Origin of the sequence: Halopenitus persicus (assembly GCF_002355635.1) — an archaeon.
In the GTDB taxonomy this organism is placed as follows: domain Archaea; phylum Halobacteriota; class Halobacteria; order Halobacteriales; family Haloferacaceae; genus Halopenitus; species Halopenitus persicus_A.
Genome location: NZ_AP017558.1, coordinates 1,472,983 through 1,494,101, shown reverse-complemented (window position 1 = coordinate 1,494,101; position 21,119 = coordinate 1,472,983). Strand labels below are relative to the sequence as shown.

General features: G+C 68.7%; 20 protein-coding genes. 12 read left to right on the top strand and 8 right to left on the bottom strand.

Features of this window, described 5'->3' with window-relative positions:
- Window position 1: 1 nt before the first annotated feature.
- The 6 genes from CPZ00_RS07205 to CPZ00_RS07180 all read left to right on the top strand — a co-directional run bounded on the left by CPZ00_RS07205 (window position 2) and on the right by CPZ00_RS07180 (window position 6,256).
- Window positions 2-595, top strand: coding sequence for a DUF7411 family protein (locus tag CPZ00_RS07205; RefSeq protein ID WP_096390283.1), 594 nt, complete (start codon window positions 2-4; stop codon window positions 593-595).
- Window positions 596-669: 74 nt separating this feature from the next.
- Entirely contained in the window at window positions 670-1,986 is a 1,317-nt protein-coding gene (hisS, locus tag CPZ00_RS07200) for a histidine--tRNA ligase (RefSeq protein WP_096390282.1), read from the top strand.
- A 309-nt stretch (window positions 1,987-2,295) separates the two neighbouring features.
- Complete coding sequence (locus tag CPZ00_RS07195; protein WP_096391632.1) at window positions 2,296-3,264, top strand: PstS family phosphate ABC transporter substrate-binding protein; 969 nt, start codon at window positions 2,296-2,298, stop codon at window positions 3,262-3,264.
- A 4-nt stretch (window positions 3,265-3,268) separates the two neighbouring features.
- A complete protein-coding gene (gene pstC / locus CPZ00_RS07190; RefSeq protein WP_096390281.1) occupies window positions 3,269-4,213 on the top strand; it encodes a phosphate ABC transporter permease subunit PstC in 945 nt (314 codons plus the stop codon).
- Window positions 4,210-5,187: a phosphate ABC transporter permease PstA gene (gene pstA, locus CPZ00_RS07185; protein WP_096390280.1), complete on the top strand. Its 978-nt coding sequence runs from the start codon at window positions 4,210-4,212 to the stop codon at window positions 5,185-5,187. Before pstC ends, pstA begins: the two co-directional genes overlap by 4 nt.
- Before the next feature lie 160 nt (window positions 5,188-5,347).
- Complete coding sequence (locus CPZ00_RS07180) at window positions 5,348-6,256, top strand: decarboxylating 6-phosphogluconate dehydrogenase (RefSeq protein WP_096390279.1); 909 nt, start codon at window positions 5,348-5,350, stop codon at window positions 6,254-6,256.
- 31 nt (window positions 6,257-6,287) lie between these two features.
- On the opposite strand, the gene CPZ00_RS07175 is transcribed toward CPZ00_RS07180, so the two are convergent.
- Together CPZ00_RS07175 and CPZ00_RS07170 are read right to left on the bottom strand one after the other, a co-directional pair.
- Window positions 6,288-7,142, bottom strand: coding sequence for a CPBP family intramembrane glutamic endopeptidase (locus CPZ00_RS07175; RefSeq protein WP_233255054.1), 855 nt, complete (start codon window positions 7,140-7,142; stop codon window positions 6,288-6,290).
- Window positions 7,143-7,189: 47 nt separating this feature from the next.
- The gene (locus tag CPZ00_RS07170; protein ID WP_096390278.1) at window positions 7,190-7,846 is read right to left on the bottom strand and encodes an NUDIX hydrolase; all 657 of its coding nucleotides are present in this window, start codon (window positions 7,844-7,846) and stop codon (window positions 7,190-7,192) included.
- An 83-nt stretch (window positions 7,847-7,929) separates the two neighbouring features.
- Between CPZ00_RS07170 and CPZ00_RS07165 the strand changes: the two genes are divergently transcribed.
- The 4 genes from CPZ00_RS07165 to CPZ00_RS07150 all read left to right on the top strand — a co-directional run bounded on the left by CPZ00_RS07165 (window position 7,930) and on the right by CPZ00_RS07150 (window position 9,489).
- Window positions 7,930-8,601 (top strand): haloacid dehalogenase type II, encoded by a 672-nt coding sequence (locus CPZ00_RS07165; protein WP_096390277.1) that lies wholly within the window; start codon window positions 7,930-7,932, stop codon window positions 8,599-8,601.
- 94 nt (window positions 8,602-8,695) lie between these two features.
- Window positions 8,696-8,935, top strand: a complete 240-nt coding sequence (locus CPZ00_RS07160) for a DUF2061 domain-containing protein (protein WP_096390276.1) — start codon at window positions 8,696-8,698, stop codon at window positions 8,933-8,935.
- A gap of 97 nt (window positions 8,936-9,032) precedes the next feature.
- Complete coding sequence (locus CPZ00_RS07155; RefSeq protein ID WP_096390275.1) at window positions 9,033-9,263, top strand: DUF2249 domain-containing protein; 231 nt, start codon at window positions 9,033-9,035, stop codon at window positions 9,261-9,263.
- 4 nt (window positions 9,264-9,267) lie between these two features.
- Window positions 9,268-9,489: a DUF2249 domain-containing protein gene (locus CPZ00_RS07150; RefSeq protein ID WP_096390274.1), complete on the top strand. Its 222-nt coding sequence runs from the start codon at window positions 9,268-9,270 to the stop codon at window positions 9,487-9,489.
- A 43-nt stretch (window positions 9,490-9,532) separates the two neighbouring features.
- Here CPZ00_RS07150 and CPZ00_RS07145 read toward each other — a convergent pair whose 3' ends face one another.
- Window positions 9,533-11,662: a hypothetical protein gene (locus CPZ00_RS07145; RefSeq protein WP_096391630.1), complete on the bottom strand. Its 2,130-nt coding sequence runs from the start codon at window positions 11,660-11,662 to the stop codon at window positions 9,533-9,535.
- 273 nt (window positions 11,663-11,935) lie between these two features.
- On the opposite strand from CPZ00_RS07145, the gene arcD reads away from it, so the two are divergent.
- Together arcD and CPZ00_RS07135 are read left to right on the top strand one after the other, a co-directional pair.
- Window positions 11,936-13,396 (top strand): arginine/ornithine antiporter ArcD, encoded by a 1,461-nt coding sequence (arcD, locus tag CPZ00_RS07140; RefSeq protein WP_096390273.1) that lies wholly within the window; start codon window positions 11,936-11,938, stop codon window positions 13,394-13,396.
- Between the two features lie 129 nt (window positions 13,397-13,525).
- Window positions 13,526-14,269 (top strand): DNA polymerase sliding clamp, encoded by a 744-nt coding sequence (locus CPZ00_RS07135; protein ID WP_096390272.1) that lies wholly within the window; start codon window positions 13,526-13,528, stop codon window positions 14,267-14,269.
- Window positions 14,270-14,352: 83 nt separating this feature from the next.
- Here the strand turns inward: CPZ00_RS07135 and CPZ00_RS07130 are convergent, their stop codons facing one another.
- From CPZ00_RS07130 to ligA, 5 genes are all read right to left on the bottom strand, one after another.
- Window positions 14,353-16,149, bottom strand: coding sequence for a histidine kinase N-terminal 7TM domain-containing protein (locus CPZ00_RS07130; protein ID WP_096390271.1), 1,797 nt, complete (start codon window positions 16,147-16,149; stop codon window positions 14,353-14,355).
- Window positions 16,150-16,234: 85 nt separating this feature from the next.
- On the bottom strand, window positions 16,235-16,837 hold the full coding sequence (locus CPZ00_RS07125; protein WP_096390270.1) for a DUF7474 family protein: 603 nt from the start codon (window positions 16,835-16,837) through the stop codon (window positions 16,235-16,237).
- A gap of 135 nt (window positions 16,838-16,972) precedes the next feature.
- Entirely contained in the window at window positions 16,973-17,869 is an 897-nt protein-coding gene (locus tag CPZ00_RS07120) for an ABC transporter permease subunit (RefSeq protein WP_096390269.1), read from the bottom strand.
- On the bottom strand, window positions 17,866-18,780 hold the full coding sequence (locus CPZ00_RS07115) for an ABC transporter ATP-binding protein (RefSeq protein ID WP_096390268.1): 915 nt from the start codon (window positions 18,778-18,780) through the stop codon (window positions 17,866-17,868). The genes CPZ00_RS07120 and CPZ00_RS07115 overlap by 4 nt, the downstream gene beginning before the upstream one ends.
- 108 nt (window positions 18,781-18,888) lie before the next feature.
- A complete protein-coding gene (gene ligA / locus CPZ00_RS07110) occupies window positions 18,889-21,096 on the bottom strand; it encodes an NAD-dependent DNA ligase LigA (protein WP_096390267.1) in 2,208 nt (735 codons plus the stop codon).
- Between the last annotated feature and the right edge of the window lie 23 nt (window positions 21,097-21,119).

Below are 21,119 nucleotides of genomic sequence, written 5' to 3'. Positions count from 1 at the left end.
GATGGAGCTGGCCCTCCTGTACAGCGGCGGCAAGGACTCCTCGCTCGCGGCCGTGCTGCTCGACCGCTTTTATGACGTTCGGTGTGTCACCGGCAGCTTCGGCATCACCGATGACTGGCAACACGCGGAACGGGCGGCCGACGCGCTCGGGTTCCCCTTCGAGCGCGTCGCCCTCGAGGAGTCGGTCGCCCGCGAGGCGGTCGACCGGATGCACGAGGACGGCTATCCGCGAAACGGCATCCAACACGTCCACGAACACGCCCTCGAAGCCATCGCGGCGCTCGACGTCGACGCGATCGCCGACGGGACCCGGCGGGACGACCGCGTTCCGACCGTCTCCCGGGCCCAGGCGCAGAGCCTCGAGGACCGTCACGACGTCGATTACCTGGCTCCGCTGTCGGGGTTCGGCCGCCACGCCGTCGACCGGCTCGTCGAGGAGACCTTCGAGGTCGAGACCGGCCCGAGCGAGGAGATCGCCAAGGCCGATTACGAGGACGAGCTCCGCGCTCTCCTCGCGGAGACGCACGGCGAGGCGGCGGTCACGGCGGTCTTCCCCGACCACGAACAGACCTACGTTCGCGGTCGAATCGGCTGAGTCGGCTCCTTTTGTCAGGTTCCCGTCGATCCCGAAGGGATGGTTTCAAGCGCCCGCTGGTCGAACCGCGGCGTATGTACGACCGACTCAAGGGATTTCGTGACTTCTATCCCGGCGAGCAGTCGGCTCGCCGCGAGGTGACCGACACGATCGAGGCCGCCGCCAAGCGGTACGGCTTCCGCGAGATCGCCACGCCCGCGCTCGAGCGCACCCGAATGTACACGGACAAATCCGGCGAGGGGATCGTCGAGGAGCTCTACTCCTTCACCGACCAGGGCGGTCGCGACGTCGCGTTGACGCCCGAGCTCACCCCGACCGTCGCGCGCATGGTCGTCGCGAGGGGTCAGGAGCTCTCGAAGCCGATCAAGTGGGTTTCCACCCGCCCGTTCTGGCGATACGAGCAGGTCCAGCAGGGGCGATTCCGGGAGTTCTACCAGACCAACATCGACGTCTTCGGGTCCGCGGAGCCGGAGGCCGACGCGGAGGTTCTCGCGGTCGCGGCGGACGCGCTCACGTCCCTCGGGTTGACCGGCGACGATTTCGAGTTTCGGGTCTCCCACCGGGACGTCCTCGGCGGACTGGTGCGGGCGCTGGCCGACGATCCGGACGCGGTCGACACCGCCGCGGCGATCCGGGCGGTCGACAAGCGCGCGAAGATCGACGACGCCGAGTACTTGACGCTGCTTTCGGAGGCCGGAATCGACCGGTCGACCGCCCGCGAGTTCGATGACCTCATCGTCGGCGTCGATGGCGTCGACGATCTGGACGCGGTCGCCGAGGCAGGCGGGGCGGACGTCGAGGCCGCCGTCGAGAACCTCCGTGCGGTCCTGGCGGCCGCCGACGACTTCGGCGCCGGCGAGTACTGTGACGTCTCGTTGACCACCGCCCGCGGGCTCGATTACTACACCGGCGTCGTCTTCGAGTGCTTCGACTCGACCGGCGAGGTCTCCCGGTCGGTCTTCGGCGGCGGGCGCTACGACGACCTCATCGAGAGCTTCGGCGGCCAGCCCACTCCCGCGGTCGGGGTTGCGCCCGGACACGCGACCCTCAAGCTGCTCTGTCAGCGGGCCGGCGTCTGGCCCGAGGAGACGCTGGAAACCGACTACTACGTGCTCTCGGTCGGCGACACCCGCGAGGAGGCCGCCCGGATCGCCCGCGACCTGCGCGCGCTCGGACACGTCGTCGAGTCCGACCTCGTGGACCGCGGCTTCGGCGGCCAGCTCGGCTACGCCGACTCGATCAACGCCGAAACGACCGTCATCGTCGGCGAGCAGGACCTGGCCAACGACGAGGTGACGGTCAAGTCGATGGCGAGCGGCGACCAGACCACCGTTCCCGTCACGGAGTTCCCGCCCGAATCGGGGCGACCGACGTACGACGACTACGCCTAGGCTCGTTGCTCGGGTCGTCTCGGTCGTTTCGCCCTCCGTCTCGGTCGTTTCGTCCACCGTGCCCGTTTTCGTCTCGACCGGTTTCATCTCGTCCTCGATTTCGCCCGATATACGGGTCGAGCGGCCCGAGTGCCTCGGGATCGGACGGAACGCTCCCGCGTTCCGTGCTGACGGGTTGCGTCTCGAACCGCGTGACCTCGAGCGATTCACAATACTCACTGCCGTGTCTATATTGGACTATATAGGGATATGTCGAATAGATACCGCTAATAGTAGCGTTCATCCCTCCGTCTCGACTTGTCCCGGATGATGGACGTGTCCAACCGCGGCGATCGAACGAGGTTCGGAACGCGACGTCGGTTCCTCACGACGGCGGGCGCGGCGGCGACCGTCGGCCTCGCCGGCTGTCTGGGCGGTGGCAACGAACGGGAGATCCGCATCACCGGTAGCAGTACGGTCTTCCCGCTCTCCGAGGCCGTCGCCGAGGAGTATCAGCAGGAGAACGACGGCGTGAACCTCTCGGTTTCCTCGGACGGGACGACCGGCGGGTTCGAACAGTTCTTCATTCCGGGCGACAGCGACATCAACGGCGCCTCGCGACCCATCCTCGAGGAGGAGGTCGAGCGGTGCCGGGAGAACGGCTTCGAGCCGATCGAGATCCAGTGTGCCGGCGACGCGCTGACCGCGATCGCCAACAACGAGGCCGACTGGGTCGACTGTATGACGATGGAGGAGCTGGGTCAGATCTGGGACCCCGACGCGGAGAACGAACTGTGGTCGGACGTCAACTCCGAGTGGCCCGACGAACCCTTCGAGCTGTACGGTCCCGCGACGACCAGTGGGACCTTCGACTACTGGACCGAGGAGGTCATCGGGAAGTTCCGCCAGATCCGCGACGACTTCGAGGGCACCGAACAGGACGACATCATCGCCTCCGGCGTCGAGGGGAGCCGATACGCACACGGTTACCTCCCGTTCTCGTATTACACGAACAACCAGGACCAGGTGAAGGCGCTCAACATCGACGCCGGCGACGGCTGTACGCCGCCGAGCCTGGAGGGTGCCTCGACCGGTGAATATCCCCTCTCGCGGCCGATCTTCTGGTACGTCAACGGGAACCGGCTGACCGAGAATCCGGCGCTGGAGCCGTTCATACGGTTCGCGATCGAGTTGACCGGCGACCAGTCGATCGTCGCCGACGACATCGGCTACGTCCCGATGAACGACGAGGAGATCCAGAACAACCTCTCGAAGATCGACGAGGCCGTGAGCGAGTGACCCAATGACGACCAGCACTGCGATCGGCGAACGGTCGGACCGCGAACGCCGAGCCGGGCGCGTCGTCAAGGGGGTCTTCCTGGCGTGTGCGGTCCTCACGGTCCTGATCACCGTCGGGATCATCCTCACCCTCTTTCGGGACGCGACGACCTTCTTCGCGCAGGTTCCGGTCACCGATTTCCTCACGGGAACCGAGTGGAAACCGACGCAGCTCACGGGGGACGGCGAGTATAAGTTCGGCGTGCTGCCGCTGTTGAGCGGCACGATACTGATCACCGTTGTCTCGGCGGTCATCGCGCTCCCGATCGGCCTCGCGGCCGCGCTGTACCTCTCCGAGTTCGCCTCCGAAACCACGCGGTCGGTGCTCAAACCGGCCCTCGAGATCCTCGCCGGAATCCCGACGATCGTCTACGGCTACTTCGCGCTCGTGTACATCACGCCGTTCCTCAGCTGGGCCGGCATCCCGGTGGACACGTTCAACGCGCTGTCCGCCTCGATCGTGGTCGGCGTGATGATCATTCCGATGGTCTCGTCGATCTCCGAGGACGCGCTCTCGGCGGTTCCCGACGACCTCCGGCAGGCTGCCTACGGGCTCGGATCGACGAAGTTCGACACCTCGGTGCGCGTCGTCGTTCCCGCGGCGATCTCCGGCATCTTCTCCTCGTTCGTCCTCGCGCTCTCGCGAGCCATCGGGGAGACGATGGCCGTCACCGTCGCGGCCGGCCAGACCCCGCGGATGTTGAGCATCCTGAACATCGATCAGAACCTGCTGCAGTCGAGCGAGACGATCACGGCGGCGATGGTCAACGTCGCCCACGCCGAGGGCGGCGGCGGCACGCCGGCCTACTACTCGATGTTCGCGCTCGGGCTCGTGTTGTTCGTGTTCACCTTCAGTTTGAACATCGGCGCCGAGGTCATCCGTGACCGGCTCCGGGAGGAGTACCGATGAGCGTCGAGCCGGATCCGGAAACCGCCGGCGAGGGGGCCTCCGCGGACGGGACCGCAGCCGGATCGGGGACCAACCCGTTCGCCCGAAGCGGCTGGGGTCCGCTGTACCGTGCGCTCCGCGACAAGGCGTTCGCGTACGCGCTCCTGTTCGCCGCGCTCTCCGGGATCGCGATGGTGTTCATCCTCCTCGCGTACGTCGCGGTCGACGCCTTCTCGCTCCTCGATCCCGCGCATAGCTCCTGGGTCGACTGGCAGTTCCTCACGAGTCTCCCCTCGCGGACCCCGGCCGAGGCCGGGTTCCTCGCCCCGATCGTCGGGTCGCTGCTCATCCTGGTCGTGATGGTCTTCGCCGTCTTCCCGATCGGGATCGGGGCGGCGGTCTACCTGGAGGAGTACGCGCCCGAGAACCGGATCACTCGGATCGTCCGGATCAACATCGCCAACCTCGCGGGCGTTCCCTCGGTCGTCTACGGGCTGCTCGGCCTCGCCGTTTTCGTGCGCGGGATCGGCTTCGATAGCGGGATCGTCCTCGTCGGCGGGCTGACCGTCGGCCTGCTCGTGTTGCCGATCGTCATCGTCTCCTCCCAGGAGGCGCTGCGCGCCGTCCCCGACTCCTACCGACAGGCGAGCCGCGGGATGGGCGCAAGCGAGTGGCAGACGCTCCGGAACGTCACGCTCCCGCAGGCGCTGCCGGGGATCCTCACCGGAACGATCCTCGCGCTGGGTCGCGCCATCGGCGAGACCGCGCCGCTCATCATGATCGGCGCCGCCACGAGCGTCTTCAGCGTGCCGACCACGCTCTTCGACAGCGTGAGCGCGATGCCGATGCAGATCTACAACTGGCGGGCCCGGCCGCAGCCGGAGTTCCGCTACGGCGTGGTCGCCGCCGGCGTCGTCGTCCTGCTCGCGACGATGATCCTGCTCAACGCGACCGCGATCCTGCTGCGCAACCGGTACCAGCGCAGCGACACCTGAGGACGACGGCCACCGCCATCGTCGTTCGCCGGTTTTTCCTCCGGAACGTCGTTCGCCGGTTTTTCCTCCGGAACGTCGTTCGCCGCGTTTTTCGACCGTGACCTGCCCTGGCCCGCCACCGATCGCAACCACTAGGGACCGGCCTCCCGACCTCCCGCGTATGCAACTGGGCGTCATCGGTTTGGGTCGGATGGGACGGATCGTCGTCGACCGGTGTCTCGATGCGGGCCACGACGTGGTGGCCTTCGACCTCTCGGCGGAGGCGACCGCGACCGCGGCCGAGGCCGGTGCCGAGCCGGCGGACTCGGTGGCCGACCTCTGTGACCGGCTCGATTCGGGCGGCGAGGCCGGCAAGCGGATCTGGCTGATGGTTCCCGCGGGCGAGGCGGTCGACGCCACGCTCGACGACCTCGAGCCGCACCTCGGGAGCGACGACGTCGTCGTCGACGGCGGGAACTCCCGCTTTCAGGCCTCGGTTCGGCGTGCCGAGGCGACCGACGCGGCCTACCTCGACTGCGGCACCTCCGGCGGTCCCGCCAGCGCCGAGACGGGCTTCTCGCTGATGATCGGCGGGCCGGCGTGGGCCTACGAGGAACTGGTTCCCGTCTTCGATGCCGTCGCAACCGGACCCGATGGCCACGACCGGATGGGTGAGTCCGGGGCGGGCCACTACGTGAAGATGGTTCACAACGGCGTCGAGTACGCGCTGATGCAGGCGTACGGCGAGGGGTTCGAGCTGCTTCACGAGGGGCGGTTCGACCTCGACATGGAGTCGGTCGCCCGGACCTGGAACAACGGCGCGGTGATCCGGTCGTGGCTGCTGGAGCTGTGTGAGGAGGCCTTCCGCGAGGAGGGCTCGGACCTGGGCGACGTCGCCGACCACGTCGCCGGCGGCTCGACCGGCACCTGGACGGTCCAGGAGGCGCTCGAACAGGAGGTCCCGGTCCCGCTCATCTATAACGCCCTGGCCGAGCGGTTCGACTCCCGGAACGAGGGGCGGTTCTCCCGGCGGCTCGCGAACCGGCTCCGATACGGGTTCGGGCGCCACGAGGTCCGACGACGGGAGTGACGCTTGCTCGTCCGACCCTCGGCTGACCGCCTCAGACGACCGCCGTGACCGCCGCCCCGGCGGCCGGAAGCGCGTCGCTGTAGACGATCGTGACGTACAACAGCGTGAACAGGGTCGCGTTGTAGACCCCGTGTATCAGCGCCGGCACGACGATGTTGCCCGTATACTCGTAGCTCGCGCCGAAGACGAGGCTCGGGACCACGAGGATCGCGACGCTGACGAGGTTGCCGGTCGTCGACCCGCCGGTCAGCGCGAACCAGTGGAGCGCGGCGAACACGGTGCTGGCGAGCAGGATCGCCACGACGGGGTGAAAGACCTCCCGGAGGCGTCCCTGGACGACGCCGCGGAACAGCAGCTCCTCGCCGGGGCCGATGAGCAGGATCGAAGCCGGAATGAGCAGCAGGAGGGTCTCGGGGTTCGACATCCCGATCTCGGCCGCCTGGTTCGTGCCGGTGTCTACCTCCGTGTTCGTGAGCGCTTGGTAGGCCGAGAGGGCAAATGCGCCAGCAAGCGCGCCCCCGAACGCGAGAACGTACCCGCCGATCACGACGAGGACGTCCCGGAGGCCGGGCAGCGAGACGCCGATCGAAAACCGGCTCGCGTCCTGGGGCACCCCGAGGAGGTCACGGACGACCGGCTGGATCTCCGGCCTGAGGTGCGCGTACGCCAGCGCGACGCCGGCACAGCCGACTCCCTGCACGAACACGAGGCTGAGAACCAGCCCCAGCGACGCACTGATCTCGACGCCGAAGCCGACTATCAGCACGCCTCCGCCCACGAACGTCAACAGGAACCCGAGGAGGAGGCCGCCGGCGCCCAATCCGATCGCGCTCACGACCGCGATGACCGACGCGATCGGGGACCGTCGGTTCACGTCCATCGACATACCCGCGGTACGCGACCGACGCGCAAAACGGTTGGCACTCCGGAACCTCACCGCCGCGTCAACTCGTACTGTAGGACCGCGGTCACCGTCCGCCCGTCCCGACACGCCCCGTCCACGACGGCCGCGAGGAGGTCATCGTAGTCCACCACGTCGACGTCGATCGACTCGTTGTGGTCGAGATCGCGCTCGGCGGTCGGTTCACAGCCGTGCGCGAGGAAGTGGTGATGGACGGAGTTGGCGATCCCGTTGGTCGGCTCGACGGTGATCAGGTGCTCGAAGCCGCCCTGCGCCGCATACCCCGTCTCCTCCGCGAGTTCGCGTGCGGCCGCCGCCTCGAAATCTGCCGTGGTCGACCGCTCGGCGTCCCCGACGTCCTCCGGTTCGACCGTCCCGGCCGGCAGTCCGCGGTTGACCCGGCCGACAGCCTGCCGCCACTCGTCGATCACGACGACGTCGCCCGCCGGCGTGAACGGGAGGACCACGACCGCCGGCGGCTCGTCGACGTAGTGGTACTCGTCGGCGGTCCCGTTCGGGAACCGCACGTCGTCGACGCGGACGTCGAAGCCCGGACACGCGTAGTCGACCCGCGTCCCGACGGTCTCCCAGGCGAGCCCGTCGGCTTCGTCTCGATCCCTCTCGGTCGGTCGATCCCCGCGTCGGTCCGCGTTCGGTCCGCGGTCCGCGTTCGGTCCACGTTCGGTCATTGCCCGGTGCTCGGTCGAGCGCGGACGTGAATGTTACCCATCCACCCCCGGATTTCTTTACGGACCCGTTCATCCACCCGGCGATGTCCGAGGTACTCTGTTTCGACGTGTACGGGTCGACCCACAACCAACACTCGATCGTCGACGAGATCGCGGCGGTCACCGGCCTCCCGACCGACCTCGCTGCGGACCTCTCGCGGCTGTGGGTCGACCACCAGATCGGCTACTCGATGGAGGTCTCCCTGATGGGCGCCTACGAGGACTGGCGGCAGCTCACCGTCCGGTCGCTGCGGTACGCGCTCGAGTATTACGGCGTCGACCCGACCGAGGAGATCGTGGAGACGCTGCTGGCGGCCTACGAGCACCTCGAGCCCTACGAGGACCTGTCCCACTTCGGACGGCTTCAGGAGGCGGGTCACGACCTCTACGTCCTTTCTGACGGGACGCCCGAGATGCTCCGGACGCTCGCCGGGAACACCGGCTTCGACGCGTACGTCGACGGGATCGCGAGCGTCGACGACGCCGGCGTTTATAAACCTCACCCCGACGCCTACCGGACGATCGAGGCCCATGTCGACCGCCCGCTCGAGGAATGTACGATGGTCGCGACCCACACCTTCGACGTCGCCGGCGCCTCGGCGGCGGGGATGGAGACGGTCCTCGTGAACCGATTCGACGTCCCGCCGACCCGACTCGGACACGAGCCCGGGCTCGTCGTCGACTCCTACGCCGAGCTGGCCGACGAGCTGTCGTGAGCCTTCGATGGCCGGATGGGGATCACTCCGGCCACCGTCGCCCGGATGTAACCTTTTTCAATATCATTATAACAGATAGTAACCTATTATATTTATGCCCAGGGGCGCGTTCTCACGGTCGACCGTTCACACTCGCCGCCGGACCCTGCTCAAGACGGCCTGCTACCGGACGCTAATGGTGGCGATCACCGTCGGCGTCGCCTGGTTCGTCGTCGGTGACGCGTATGCGGCGATGAACATCGGACTCGTCACCAACCTTCTCAAGACGGGGACGTACTACGCCTACGAGCGGCTCTGGGACCACGTCACGTGGGGGCTCGTCCCGACATCCTGATCGCCCCTTTCGGTTTCGTCCCGTCCGGTCTGGACCCTCCTCGATCGAATATGTTCGCCGGAAGAGGGAGGCGGGCGCGTCCCGGATACTCGACCGTATGCCCACGCTCGACGTACGTGACATCCCGCCGGTCGACCGCCACGACACGATCCACGACGAGTTCGCGGCGCTGGCGCCGGGCGAGACGCTGACGATCGTCAACGACCACGAGCCCAAGCCGCTGTTCTACGAGATGGCGGCGGAGGTCGAGGCGTTCGACGAGGAGGGATACAGCGTCACGGAGGCGGCGCCGGACGAGTACCGTGCCGAGTTCCCGAAACGGGAGTGATCCGATGAGCGCACACACCACCCGTCTCGACGTCCGCGACTCAGCGACTCCGCCGTTCGAGCGGATCGACGACGCCCTCACCGACCTCGGTCCCGAGGAGCGGCTGACGCTGATAAACGGATTCGAACCCGAACCGCTCTACGACGTCCTCGAGCGGCGCGGATTCCGCTACGAGACGACACGCGTCACCGCCGACGAGTGGCACGTCGAGATCGAGCGGGCCTGAACGTTCCGCCCGCAGCCGCGCGCTTCGTCGTGTGACGCGGGCCTCACGGCTTTCGTGAGTTCAGTGCCTGTTCGGTCCGCCGCGACGCCTGGTCGAGGCGGCGACGCGTCGCGCGTGACAGCGGCGCGGGAACGCCATCGCCAGCCGCCTCGAGGCGCTCGACCGCGCGGTCGAGGCGGTCGCGAACCGTCTCGAGCCGCTGTTCCGCGGCACCGCGATTTCCGGCCCGCGATTCCGTCGCGGCCGCTCGCGCGTTCTCGGCGATCGCTTCGAGGGCGCGGCGGAGTCCGACGACCGCGTTCTCGGAGCCGTCTCGGTCGGTTTCGGAGTCTCCGCCGCCGGCGTTTTCGGTACTCCCGCCGGTCGGCGTCCCATCGCCGTCCGTATCGCCAGCCGCCTCATCGTCACGGTCGTCCTCGACCGCGGCGATCTCCGTCCGCGTTTCATCCGCGACATCGCCCACGAAGGCGGCGAGCGACGCGGTCCCGGTCTCGGGACGATCGATCCGGATCGCCGATTCGGCAGCCGGATCCGGATTGACACGGGACGCACCCACCGCGTCGTCCGCGTCGCGGAACTCGACCGTGTACGCGCCGCCGTCGTGGACGTAGACCGCGTCCGATCCCTCGACGGCGGAGTCGTACAGCCGTCCCCCGAAGTCGTCCTCGAGACCCACCCGGGTCAGTTCGATGTCCGCCGTCTCGTCGCTGACCGAGATCCGCCTGGCGCGCTCGCGCGCGACGAGCGGGATCTCACCCTCGACGCCGGCGGCGGTCGTCGATCCACCTCCAGCGACGGTCACGCGCTCGCTGTGGGGGGCCCGCCCGGCGCCGTTGACGGTCAGCCGGTGGTCTCCCTCGGGCACGTCGTGCACCGCGGCGACGCCGGCGAACGTCGGGACGGCCACGGGGTCGCTCTCGAGGAGCGCGACCGATTCGACCGCCGATTCGGTGGTCGTGACCCCCTCGTTTTCGGGCGCGTCGTCGTCCGCGATCGTGCTCGTCACGCGCGTGAGGACGGTGTTGATCGGCGCCGCGTCCCCGATCGCGTCGTACCGGTCCGCCAGCGCCTGGCGGTGGAACGGCACCGTGATGTCCGCCGCGGGGTTCTCGTACCGCGGCTGGCTCCACGGGGTTCCCGTCGTGGAGATGTGGCCCGCGATCGCGTCCTCGACCGCCTCGGGAACGGCGAACTCGAAGCTCAACTGCGGTCCGACGAAGTCGTCGATGTGCTCGATCTCCGCGGTGGGCACGAGCTCGTACTCCACGTCGACCGATCCGGTTTCGCCGTCCATGCTTTCGCCGTACTCGAAGACGAGTCCGGTCTCCCGCTCCGGGAGGGTTGTCGGCGGTTCCTCGATCGCCTCGAGCGACCGGATCGTGAGGACGTCGTCGATCAACGACTCCCGGCCCACCGACGGGAGATCCTCGTGTTCGTAGATCGGCGCTCCCTCGTATTCCGGAACGACGTACGGCAGCACCGACCCCTCGTCCCGTGGCAGCCCGTAGGCCAGCGGGACCTCCGCGAGGTCCTCGATCCCCTCGATCGCCGTGTTCGTGATGTCGGCGAGCAGTCCGTCGGTCGAGAGACGCTGGAAGCGGTCCGGGATCTCGTTGACCGAGAGGGCGCTCGAGTGTGACCCGAGTTCCGAGAGGATCCGTGGAGCTCGCCCGGGATCGGGATCGAGGAACTCGTTGTTCGGAACGGCCCGTGAGTGCGAGCTCGCGACGTACAGCTGTGGTTCCTCGGTGTCCGTGTCCACGAACACGTGGAGCACCTCCCAGTCGTGCCAGTGGAAGTTGGTCGTGAACTGATCGAAGGCGGCGTAGTACCAGAACTGCACAACGGCGAGCGGCGAGTCGGCGTATTCGCGGACGTGATAGAACATCGTCGGGTTCGGCGGGTCCTCCGCCCCGTCGTACCGGCTGTGATATCCCTCGAGAGCGTCGAATCCGTCGACTATCGTCGCGTCCCCCTCCTCGCGCGTATACTGGCGCGGGTCGGTCGGGAACCAGCGCTCGTGAACGTCGAAATACAGCGTCGGCGCGAACCGCTCGGCCACGCTGCGGGCCCACTCGTCGCTCGTCGCCGTCGTCTCGCCGTCGTCACCGCGCTCGAACGCGCCGCATCCCGCGATTCCGGCGGCCCCCACACCCGCGATCGTGGCGAGCATCGTTCGTCGGCCGATGGTCCGTCGTCCCTCGTTCTCGTCACTGATCGGCCGACCTCCCCTTCCGTTCGGTCGGTCGTCTTCGGATCGTCCCCCCGGTCGATCGTGGCTCATCCTCTGGGTATCGCTCGTGGTGCGGACGGAAAACCGTTCTGCGTACCCTGGCTGTGGTCGTATCAACCGTGGTGGTAACCACCGTGGTGATTGTCACCGCCGTGTATGTTTCCTAGGAATATTCCAAATAGTATTAATTCGTGTAGAACATACGACGGCGTAATGGCACCAGCGTTCACCCCGACCACCTACGAGGAGCTGCCGGCGGACAGGCGGCCGTCCTTCCGGCTCGCGCTCGTTCCGGTCCTCGCGGTGGTCGCGTTTCTCGGAATCGGGTCGGCCGTGCTCGGCCTGGACCCGCACGCACCCCTGCTGTGGAGCATCGTTTTCGTCGCCGGGATCGGCCGCTATCTCGGCTACGAGTGGGAGGAGCTCTTCGAGGGCGTCTCGAACGGCCTGCTGATGGGCATTCAGGCGCTGTTGATCCTCTTCGTCATCTACGCGCTCATCGCGACGTGGATCGCGTCCGGGACGATCCCCGGGCTGATGTACTACGGGCTGTCGTTTCTCACCCCGTCGGTCTTCCTTCCGGTCGCCGCCGTCCTCTCGGCGGTCGTCGCCTTCTCGATCGGCTCCTCCTGGACCACGGTCGGGACCCTCGGCGTCGCCTTCGTCGGGATCGGCGCCGGGCTCGGCGTGCCCGCGCCGATGACCGTCGGCGCGGTGCTCTCGGGCGCGTACGCCGGCGACAAGCAGTCGCCGCTGTCGGACACGACGAACCTCGCCGCCGGCGTGACGAACACCGACCTGTACGCCCACATCCGGCGGATGCGGCTCGGCACCGCCATCGCGTTCGGGATCGCGATCGTCGCGTTCGGGGTTCTCGGTCTCCAGGCTGCGGGGACCATCCCCGCCGACCGGCTCGCCGAGATCCAGGGGGCACTGGCGGGTACCTACCACCTCTCGCCGCTCGTCTTCGTCCCCCTCGCGGTCACCTTCGGCCTGGCGCTGCGCGGCCACCCGGCGCTGCCGTCGCTCGTCGCCGGCGCCTTCACCGGGGTCGCCACCGCGATCCTCCTGCAGGGGACCGGCTTCGTCGCCGCCTGGGAGGTCTTCATGTCCGGGACGGCCCCGGAGACGGGCAGCGACCTGGTGAACGACCTCCTCGCCGCCGGCGGGCTCACCGGCTCCGCGTGGACGATCACCGTGGTCGTCGCCGCGCTGTCGCTCGGCGGCGTCCTCGAGCGAACCGGGGTCCTCGCCGTCCTCGCACACGGACTCACCGGCGCGGTTCAGGAGTCCGGCAGCCTGATCGCCGGCACCGGCGTCTCGGCGATCCTCATCAACGCGCTCACGGCCCAGCAGTACATGAGCATCGTCCTTCCCGGCGTGACGCTGCGGAACCTCTACGCCGAGTTCGACCTCGACGGCGACCAGCTCTCGCGGGCCGTCGAGGCGGCCGGGACGCCCACCGGCGCGCTGCTCCCCTGGCACGCCGGCGGCGTGTATATGGCCTCGGTGACGGGCGTCCCCACCCTCGAGTACGCGCCGTTCTACCTGTTCGGTTTCCTCTCGCCGCTCGTTCTGTTCGCGATGGTGCTCGGCGGGATCGACGTCCCGCGGACGACGCGAACTTCCGGGCCCGCCGGCGGCTCGCCGGCGCCGACCCCGAACGACGACTGACCGGAGCGGCTCCGCCCCGACGACTGGTCGGAGCGGTTCCGATTCTCGAGTCGACGCACGCGTCGCGCACGCGAAGATGCTAATCGGATCGCGGGTCTTTTTAGGGTATTGCGCCGTACCGGTCCGTATATGTTCAAGGCCATCGTGAGTGCGTCGACGCTCCAGGACGCGCTCGGTTCGGTGAGCGTGTTGGTTGACGAGTGCAAGATCCGCCTGAACGAGGAGGAGCTCGCAATCCGCGCCGTCGACCCCGCGAACGTCGGGATGGTGGACCTCTCGCTTGAGGCCGCCGCCTTCGAGTCCTACGAGGCCGACGGGGGCGTCATCGGCGTCAACCTCGCGCGTCTGCAGGACATCGCCGGGATGGCCAACTCCGGGGACCTCGTCCACCTCGAGCTCGACGAGGAGACCCGCAAGCTTCACATCGAGATCGACGGGCTCTCCTACACCCTCGCGCTGATCGATCCGGACTCGATCCGTCAGGAGCCGGACATCCCCGAGCTCGACCTCCCTGCGGAGATCGTCCTGGAGGGCGCCCAGATCGACCGCGGCATCACCGCCGCGGATATGGTCTCGGACCACATCCGGCTCCGCGTCGACGAGGCCGCCGAGGCCTTCTCGATCGAGGCCGAGGGCGACACCGACGACGTCGATCTGAAACTGGAGCGTGACGACCTCATCGACCTCACGGCCGGTCCCGCCGACTCGCTGTTCTCGCTGGACTACCTCAAGGACATGAACAAGGCCATTCCCAAGGACGCCGAGGTCGTCGTCGAGCTCGGCGAGGAGTTCCCGGTCAAGCTTCACTACTCCTTCGCCGAGGGCCTGGGCAACGTGACGTTCATGCTCGCGCCCCGGATCCAGAGCGAGTAACGCGGTTCGCGCTCGCCCAACGACTTCGATCGCTTCGTTCTCTTCCGCTTCGTCCCTGCCTTCTTTCCCGCCGATCGCCGGCCTTACCGCCTCGGATCGTCCTTCCCGCCCGGCAGACGGAGCTCGGCGCGCGTCCCCCGCGGCGATCGGTCCGTATAAGTGACCGTCCCGCCGAGGGCGTCGCTGGCCCAGTGGACGATCCACAACCCCAGCCCCGACCCGTGTTCGAGCGCCGTCTCCTCCCCGGCCGCGATCGTCTCGAGCTCGTGGTCGGGGATCCCCGGCCCGTCGTCCGCGACGGTCACCACGACGTCGTCACCGTCGAGAGCGACGGTCACGCGGACCCACGGACTGCCGTCCGGACGCTCGCTTCCGTTCCCGTCGTGATGGCGGATCGCGTTCTCCACGAGGTTCGTCACCGCCGCCGTCAGGGCCGCCTCCCGGAACTCCCCCTCGATCCTGACGTCCGCTTCGCCGTTCGCGGTCCCGTCACCCCCATCGTTCGCCGGGCCGTTCACCGTCACCGAGACGCCCACGTCCGCCGTGTCGAGTTCCGCCGTGTCGAGTCGGTCCCGGTCCCGAACGTCCGCGACGGCCGACCGAACCAGACCGTCGACCGAGAGCCGGCGTGACGGCTCGCCGTCGATCAGCGTCTCGACGGTGCGGGCCTTCTCGCCCAGCGCCGCGAGGGCGCCGGCGCGCCGCTCGATCGCGTCGGCCATCCGGCGGTCGTCCGCGTCCACGCGGCCGACGAGCAGCTCCGCGTACCCGTGGACCACCCCGGCGTCGTTCCGGAGGTTGTGGCGCAGGATCCGGTTGAGCACCTCGAGCTGCTGGCGCCGCCGCTCCTGCTCGGTGACGTCGGTGAACACCACGGTGTATCCCACGTGCGTTTCCGCCGGGTCACGAAGTCGAGACACCGACACCGCGAACGTCCGGTCCCGGCCGCCGACCCGGTGCTCGATCGTCCCGCCTTCAGCAGCGCTTGTGAGGTCGACGTCGGCGCCCACGACCGCCGTCAACTGCCGGTCCAGCGGCGACCCGTCGGCACCCCCGAAGGTCGCGGCGGCGGCGGCGTTCAGTCGGACGACCCGCTCGTCCAGGTCGACGATCGCGATCGGGTCGGCCAGGTCGTCGATCGCGGTCCGCTCGGCCGTCCGGATCGTCGTCGGATTCCGCTCGAAGAGGTCGGCCCGCCCGAACGCGTACGCGTCGAGCGCGACGTGCGGAAGGAACATCACGGGTGCCAGGTTGAGCTGGGGCACCGGACCGACACCGAACGCCCACGCCAACAGGGCGATCCCCGGCGGGATCGAACTCAGCGCGACGGCGGCGGCCTCCCGCCGATACAGCGGCCCGTAGCTCAGCAGCGTGTCGACGAGCAGGACTACGGCGCCCACGACCGACAGCGTCGCGACGCCGAGCGTCAGATAGCCCCACGCGCCGATCGCGTACGTGACCGTCGCGACGCCGAGGACCGGGTCGAGACCGAACCCGGACCACATCGCGCCGTGAAGCGGGTTCGTCACGGTCAGCACCGTTGTCACGACCCCGAAGGCGGCGAACGCGCCGTAGCCCGTCCCGCGAACGACGTCCCCGCGGCCGGTGTACTCGAGCGCGAACGCCAGAAACGTGAGCCCGGTCCAGACGATCCCGAGCCAGACGACCGCCTCGAACGCCAGTCGCGATCGGGGATCGAAGACGAACAGGCCGGCCCCGTAGCCGAGACACCAGACCGCCTGGGCGAGCAGCACCGCGATGAACCAGTTCGCACCGGGCGTTCCGCGATGGTCGAGCACGTATCGGATCAGCGCGAGGCTGCCGATTCCGGCGGCTACCGACCCGATCGCCGGCCACGGCAGCGTCGCAACCCCGACCATACCCGCGGGAGGACCGGCGGCGTGCTAAAGCTGTCGCGGTCGTGGTCCCGTCCCGGTCCTCGCCGCTGGCCCCTCCCCTCGCGCTTCACCCGTGCCGCTCGATCACGCGTTTGGCGGCCTGCGCCTTCTCCTTCCAGCCGTAGCCGGCGTCGTAGACGTGGCGCTTGCTCTCGACGAGCTCCGCGGGCGAGGACTCCTCGAAACCACCTCGGTCCCACGCGCCGGAGGTCTCCAGCCAGTCGATCACGTGTTCCTTCGTTTCGCTCCAGGAGAGCCCGACCATCTCGTACCACGCGATCATCGCGAAGACCGCGTTGTCGTGACAGCCCGGCACCGACCCACGCACGTAGATCGTCCGCATCGGCTCCCGCGTCGGCTCCGAGACGCGCTCCTTGAACTCCGCGGCGGTCAACAGCCGGAGCGGCCCCTCCTCGCCGTCATCGCGGACGACCCGCTGTTCGCGCTCCAACAGCCCGAGCGCGGCCGCGTGGATGCCCGACCAGTCGTCGGGGACCGCGGCGCGAAGCTCCGGCTCCGTGATCCCCTCCGGCTCCCGGGTAAGCACCGCCAACAGGTCGGTGTAGGCCCGCTCGATCCGCGGCCAGTCGACACCCTCGAACTCGCAGTCGACCTCGTGGAGGCTGTTCGTCGTGTGACAGCCGGGACACGGGTAGCGGAACGTCGGCACTGTCGACTGATGGGGGCCGTCCGAAATAGGGCTTTCGTGCCGGTCCGACCGTCACCCACGACGCGGTCGGTGCGGTGCTGGCGCCGTCCGCTGGCGGTGGGGCCGTCCGCTGGCGGTGGGGCCTGACGCCGTCCGCTACAGGTCCACGCGCTCGAAGACCGTCATTCCGATGTACACCGGCACGACGAACCACGACGCGAGCAGCGCGGCGATCACCGGGTCGGTGAAGACGACGGGCAACTCGTCGCCGAGCGCCTCGGCCGCCGCCGGGTCGAAAAAGAGGAAGAACCCGAACAGCTGCTGGCGGGCCTCCATCTGGCTCGCGTAGACCAGCGAGTCGACCAGCGTCTTGTAGGCCGCCACCGGGTTGACGACCTTGAGCCCGAGCTCGACCAGGTACTGCTGTTGGACGCTCACGCCGGCGTACTCGTTGAGCGCCGAGGCGATCCGGCCCGATGCGGTCCCCCAAAAGAGGCTGGTGAGCAGGAACAGCCCGACCGATCCGACCATCGCCTGCCGGTCGGTCTCGGAGGCCGCCGAGATCCCCACCGCCAGTCCGACGAAGACGACGCCGAGCACGACCGTCAACAGGGCGAACGCGACGAACCGGCTCACGGCCCCCCCGCTCGTGGCCGGGATCAGGACGATTCCGGCCACGAGGAAGCCGATCGCGATCGGCAGCGCGACGACCGCCGACCGGCCGAGCACCTTCCCGAGCACGACGTCTCCACGGGAGTGCGGCAGCGACAACAGGAGCTTCAACGTGCCGCTCTCGCGCTCGCGCGTGATCGACGCGTAGCCGACGACGATCGCGATGATCGGCACGAGTATCGCGGTCCCCTCCTTCATGAACTGGATGAAAAGCACCGTGATCCCGGTCGCCTCGTTGGTGTCGCCGAGTCCGATCCCGAGCGTGAACCGCAGCAGAGCCGGCCCGGCGAACACCACGATGAACAGCGCCGAGAGCACCCAGATCCACCGGGATCTGACCGCGTCCCGGAAGTCCTTGCGGGCGACCGCGCGGTAGCTCATTCGGCCACCTCCCCCTCGGTGTAGGCGATGAACAGGTCCTCCAGCGAGGCCTCCTGGGTCGTGAAGTCCTGCACCGTCACCCCGGCCCCCTCGAGAGCGCCGATCACGTCCGTCTTCACGCCGCTGTCACAGCTCACGCGGACGGTCCCGCCGTCCGTCTCGGCGCTGGCGACGCCGTCGATCGCGCGAACGCCCTCGAGGTCCTCGGTCGTGGCCGCGTCGACGGTGACGATGAGCGTCTCGTCGCCGCCGACGGCCTCCCGCAGGCCGTCGATCGAGTCCTCGGCCACGAGTCGGCCGTCGCGGAGGATCCCGACGCGGTCACAGACGGCCTCGACCTGTCCGAGCACGTGCGAGGAGAAGAAGACGGTCGTCCCGTCCGCGGCCTCCTCGCGGACGATCTCACGCATCTCCTTCGCGCCGGCTGGGTCGAGCCCCGACGACGGCTCGTCGAGGATCAGCAGGTCCGGATCGCCCACGAGCGCCATCCCGAGCGCCAGCCGCTGGCGCATCCCCTTCGAGTAGCCGCCGGCCTTTCGGCCGCCGTCTCCGGCGATCCCCACCCGATCGAGGATCGCGTCCGGGTCGTCGTCCACGTCCTTCGACTCGACCGCGAACTCGATATGCTGCCGTCCGGTCAGCCGGTCGTAGACGTCGAACCCCTCCGGGAGCACTCCGGTCCGCTCCCGCACCGCGACGCCGTCCCGCTGGGCGTCGTGGCCCAGAACGCGGACCGACCCCGACGTCGGCCGGACGAAATCCAACAGGACGTTGATCGTCGTCGACTTGCCCGCCCCGTTCGGGCCGAGGAAGCCGAACACGTCGCCCTCCTCCACCGCGAGGTCGAGGTCGTCGACCGCTGTCAACTCCCCGAACCGTTTCGTCACCCCGGAGAGCTCGATGGCTGTCATACGCCCCGGTTCCGCCCGTTCGGATAAAGGGTTGTGGGTGTTCGCTGCGCTCGCGAGACGGGGAGGGTGTTCGCTGCGCTCGCGAGACGGGGAGGGTGTTCGCTGCGCTCACGATCCCGGGGGCCACTCGATCCCGTGGTCGGCCAGGAGGTCCGCAAGACCCGCCTCGTCGATCGTTTCGACGCCGTGGTCCTCGGCGTCCCGCCGTTTGCTCCGGCCGGGGTCGTCCCCGACCACGAGGTAGTCCGTGTTGCCGGAGACGCTCCCGGTCGCGGTACCGCCGTGGCGCTCGATGACCGTCCGCGCCTCGCTTCGCGGGACCGACAGCGCGCCCGTGAACACGAACGTGAGTCCGTCGAGCTCCGCGTCGCCGGCCTCGCTTTCGTACGGTTCGGGATCCACGCCCAGCTCGCGGAGCTCGGCGATCGTCTCGCGGTTTCGCTCTCCGTCGAGGAACTCCCGGATCTCGCCGGCGACGGTTTCGCCGACGTCCGCGACGGCCTGGAGGTCATCCTCGGACGCCTCCAGGAGCGCATCGAGCGTGCCGAACCGCTCGGCGAGGTTCCGGGCGGTCGCAGCGCCCACGTCCGGGATCCCGAGGGCGGCAAGGAACTCCGGCAGCGGCGGGTTTTTGCTCGCGTCCAGCTCCGCGAGGAGGTTTTCGGCGCTCGTCTCGCCGAAACCCTCCAGCGCCGCGAGCTCCTCACGATCGAGTCGGTAGAGATCCGGCAACGACTCGACCAGTCCCGCCGCCCGGAGCTGCTCGACCGTTTCGGGACCCACCCCTTCGATGTCGAGCGCGTCGCGTCGCGCCCAGTGTTCGATCGCGCGCTCGAGCTGGGCCGGACAGCCGAGTCCACCGGTGCAGTACGCCAGCGGGCCGTCGCGTTCGACCGGCGAGTCACAGACCGGGCAGGTCTTCGGGAACTCGTAGGGGCCGTCGGACCGCTTCTCGACGACCGCCGGGACGTACGGGATGACGTCGCCGGCGCGATACACCCGGACGTGATCCCCCACGTTCACGTTCAGCGTCTCGATCTCGGCGGGGTTGTGCAGCGTCGCCCGCGAGACCGTGACGCCGCCGACGTCGACCGGGTCGAGGAGGGCGACCGGCGTCAACCGCCCCGTCCGCCCGACCTGAACGACGATCTCCTCGATCGTCGTCGTCTCGGTCCGCGGCGGGAACTTGTAGGCGAACGCCCAGCGGTACGAGCGGGACGTGGTCCCGAGCGATTCACACGCCACCAGATCGTTCACCTTGATCACGATCCCGTCGATCTCGTACTCGAGATCGTCGCGGACCGCGGCGGTCCGGTCGCGGTAGTCGATCGCGTCCTCGACGTCGGTCACGATCTCGGCTCGGTCGTTCCGGCGCAGCCCGAAGCCCTCGAGCGCGTCGAGTTCCGCCCAGTGGGTCGTCGGCCGTTCGATCCCGGGGTCGGTCCACTCGAGGACGTCGAAGAAGAAGACGCTGAGCGGCCGGTCGGCGACGACCGAGGGGTCGAGCTGTCGCAGCGTTCCGGCCGCGGCGTTCCGGGGGTTCGCGAACGGCTCCTCGCCGCGCTCCTGGCGCTCGCGGTTCAGCTCCTGAAAGGCGTCACGCGGAATGTAGACCTCCCCGCGGACGGCGAGCGTCGACGGAACGTCGGCAGGCGCTCCGCGGAGCCGGCCCGGGACCGCACGGATCGTCGCCACCTGCTCGGTCACGTCGTCGCCGGTCGTCCCGTCACCCCGGGTCGCCGCGCGAACGTATTCGCCGTCCTCGTAGACGATCTCGACAGAGAGACCGTCGAACTTGGGCTCGCAGACGTACTCGAGGCCCCCGGCATCGGCATCGGCGTCGACGTCATCGAACCCCGCCTCCGCGAGCTCCCGCCGCACGCGCTCGTCGAACTCCCGAACGTCGTCGGAGTCGGTCGTCTGGTCGATGGAGAGCATCGGCGCGGCGTGCTCGACTGCCTCGAGGTGGTCGACCGGCTCCCCGCCGACGCGCTGGGTCGGGGAGTCCGCGGTCCGGAGGTCGAACGCCTCCTCGAGGGCCAGGAGCCGGTCGAAGAGCGCGTCGTAGGTCGCGTCCGAGACGATCGGGTCCGCCTCGACGTAGTATCGGTAATCGTGTTCGCGGATCGCCGCACGGAGGCGATCGGCCTGCTCCCGGGCCGTCGACGCATCGAGTCCGGCGACGTCCGCGAACTCGGTCGGCGGGTCCCGTACGTAAGGGTTCTCGTCCGGGTCCGCGTATCGGGACGGCTTCTCGGCCGGATCCGCGGACTGCGACGGGGCTTCGTCGTCGTTTCGATCCCGCTCGTCGCTCATACCGCCCCTGTCGGCGCCATCGA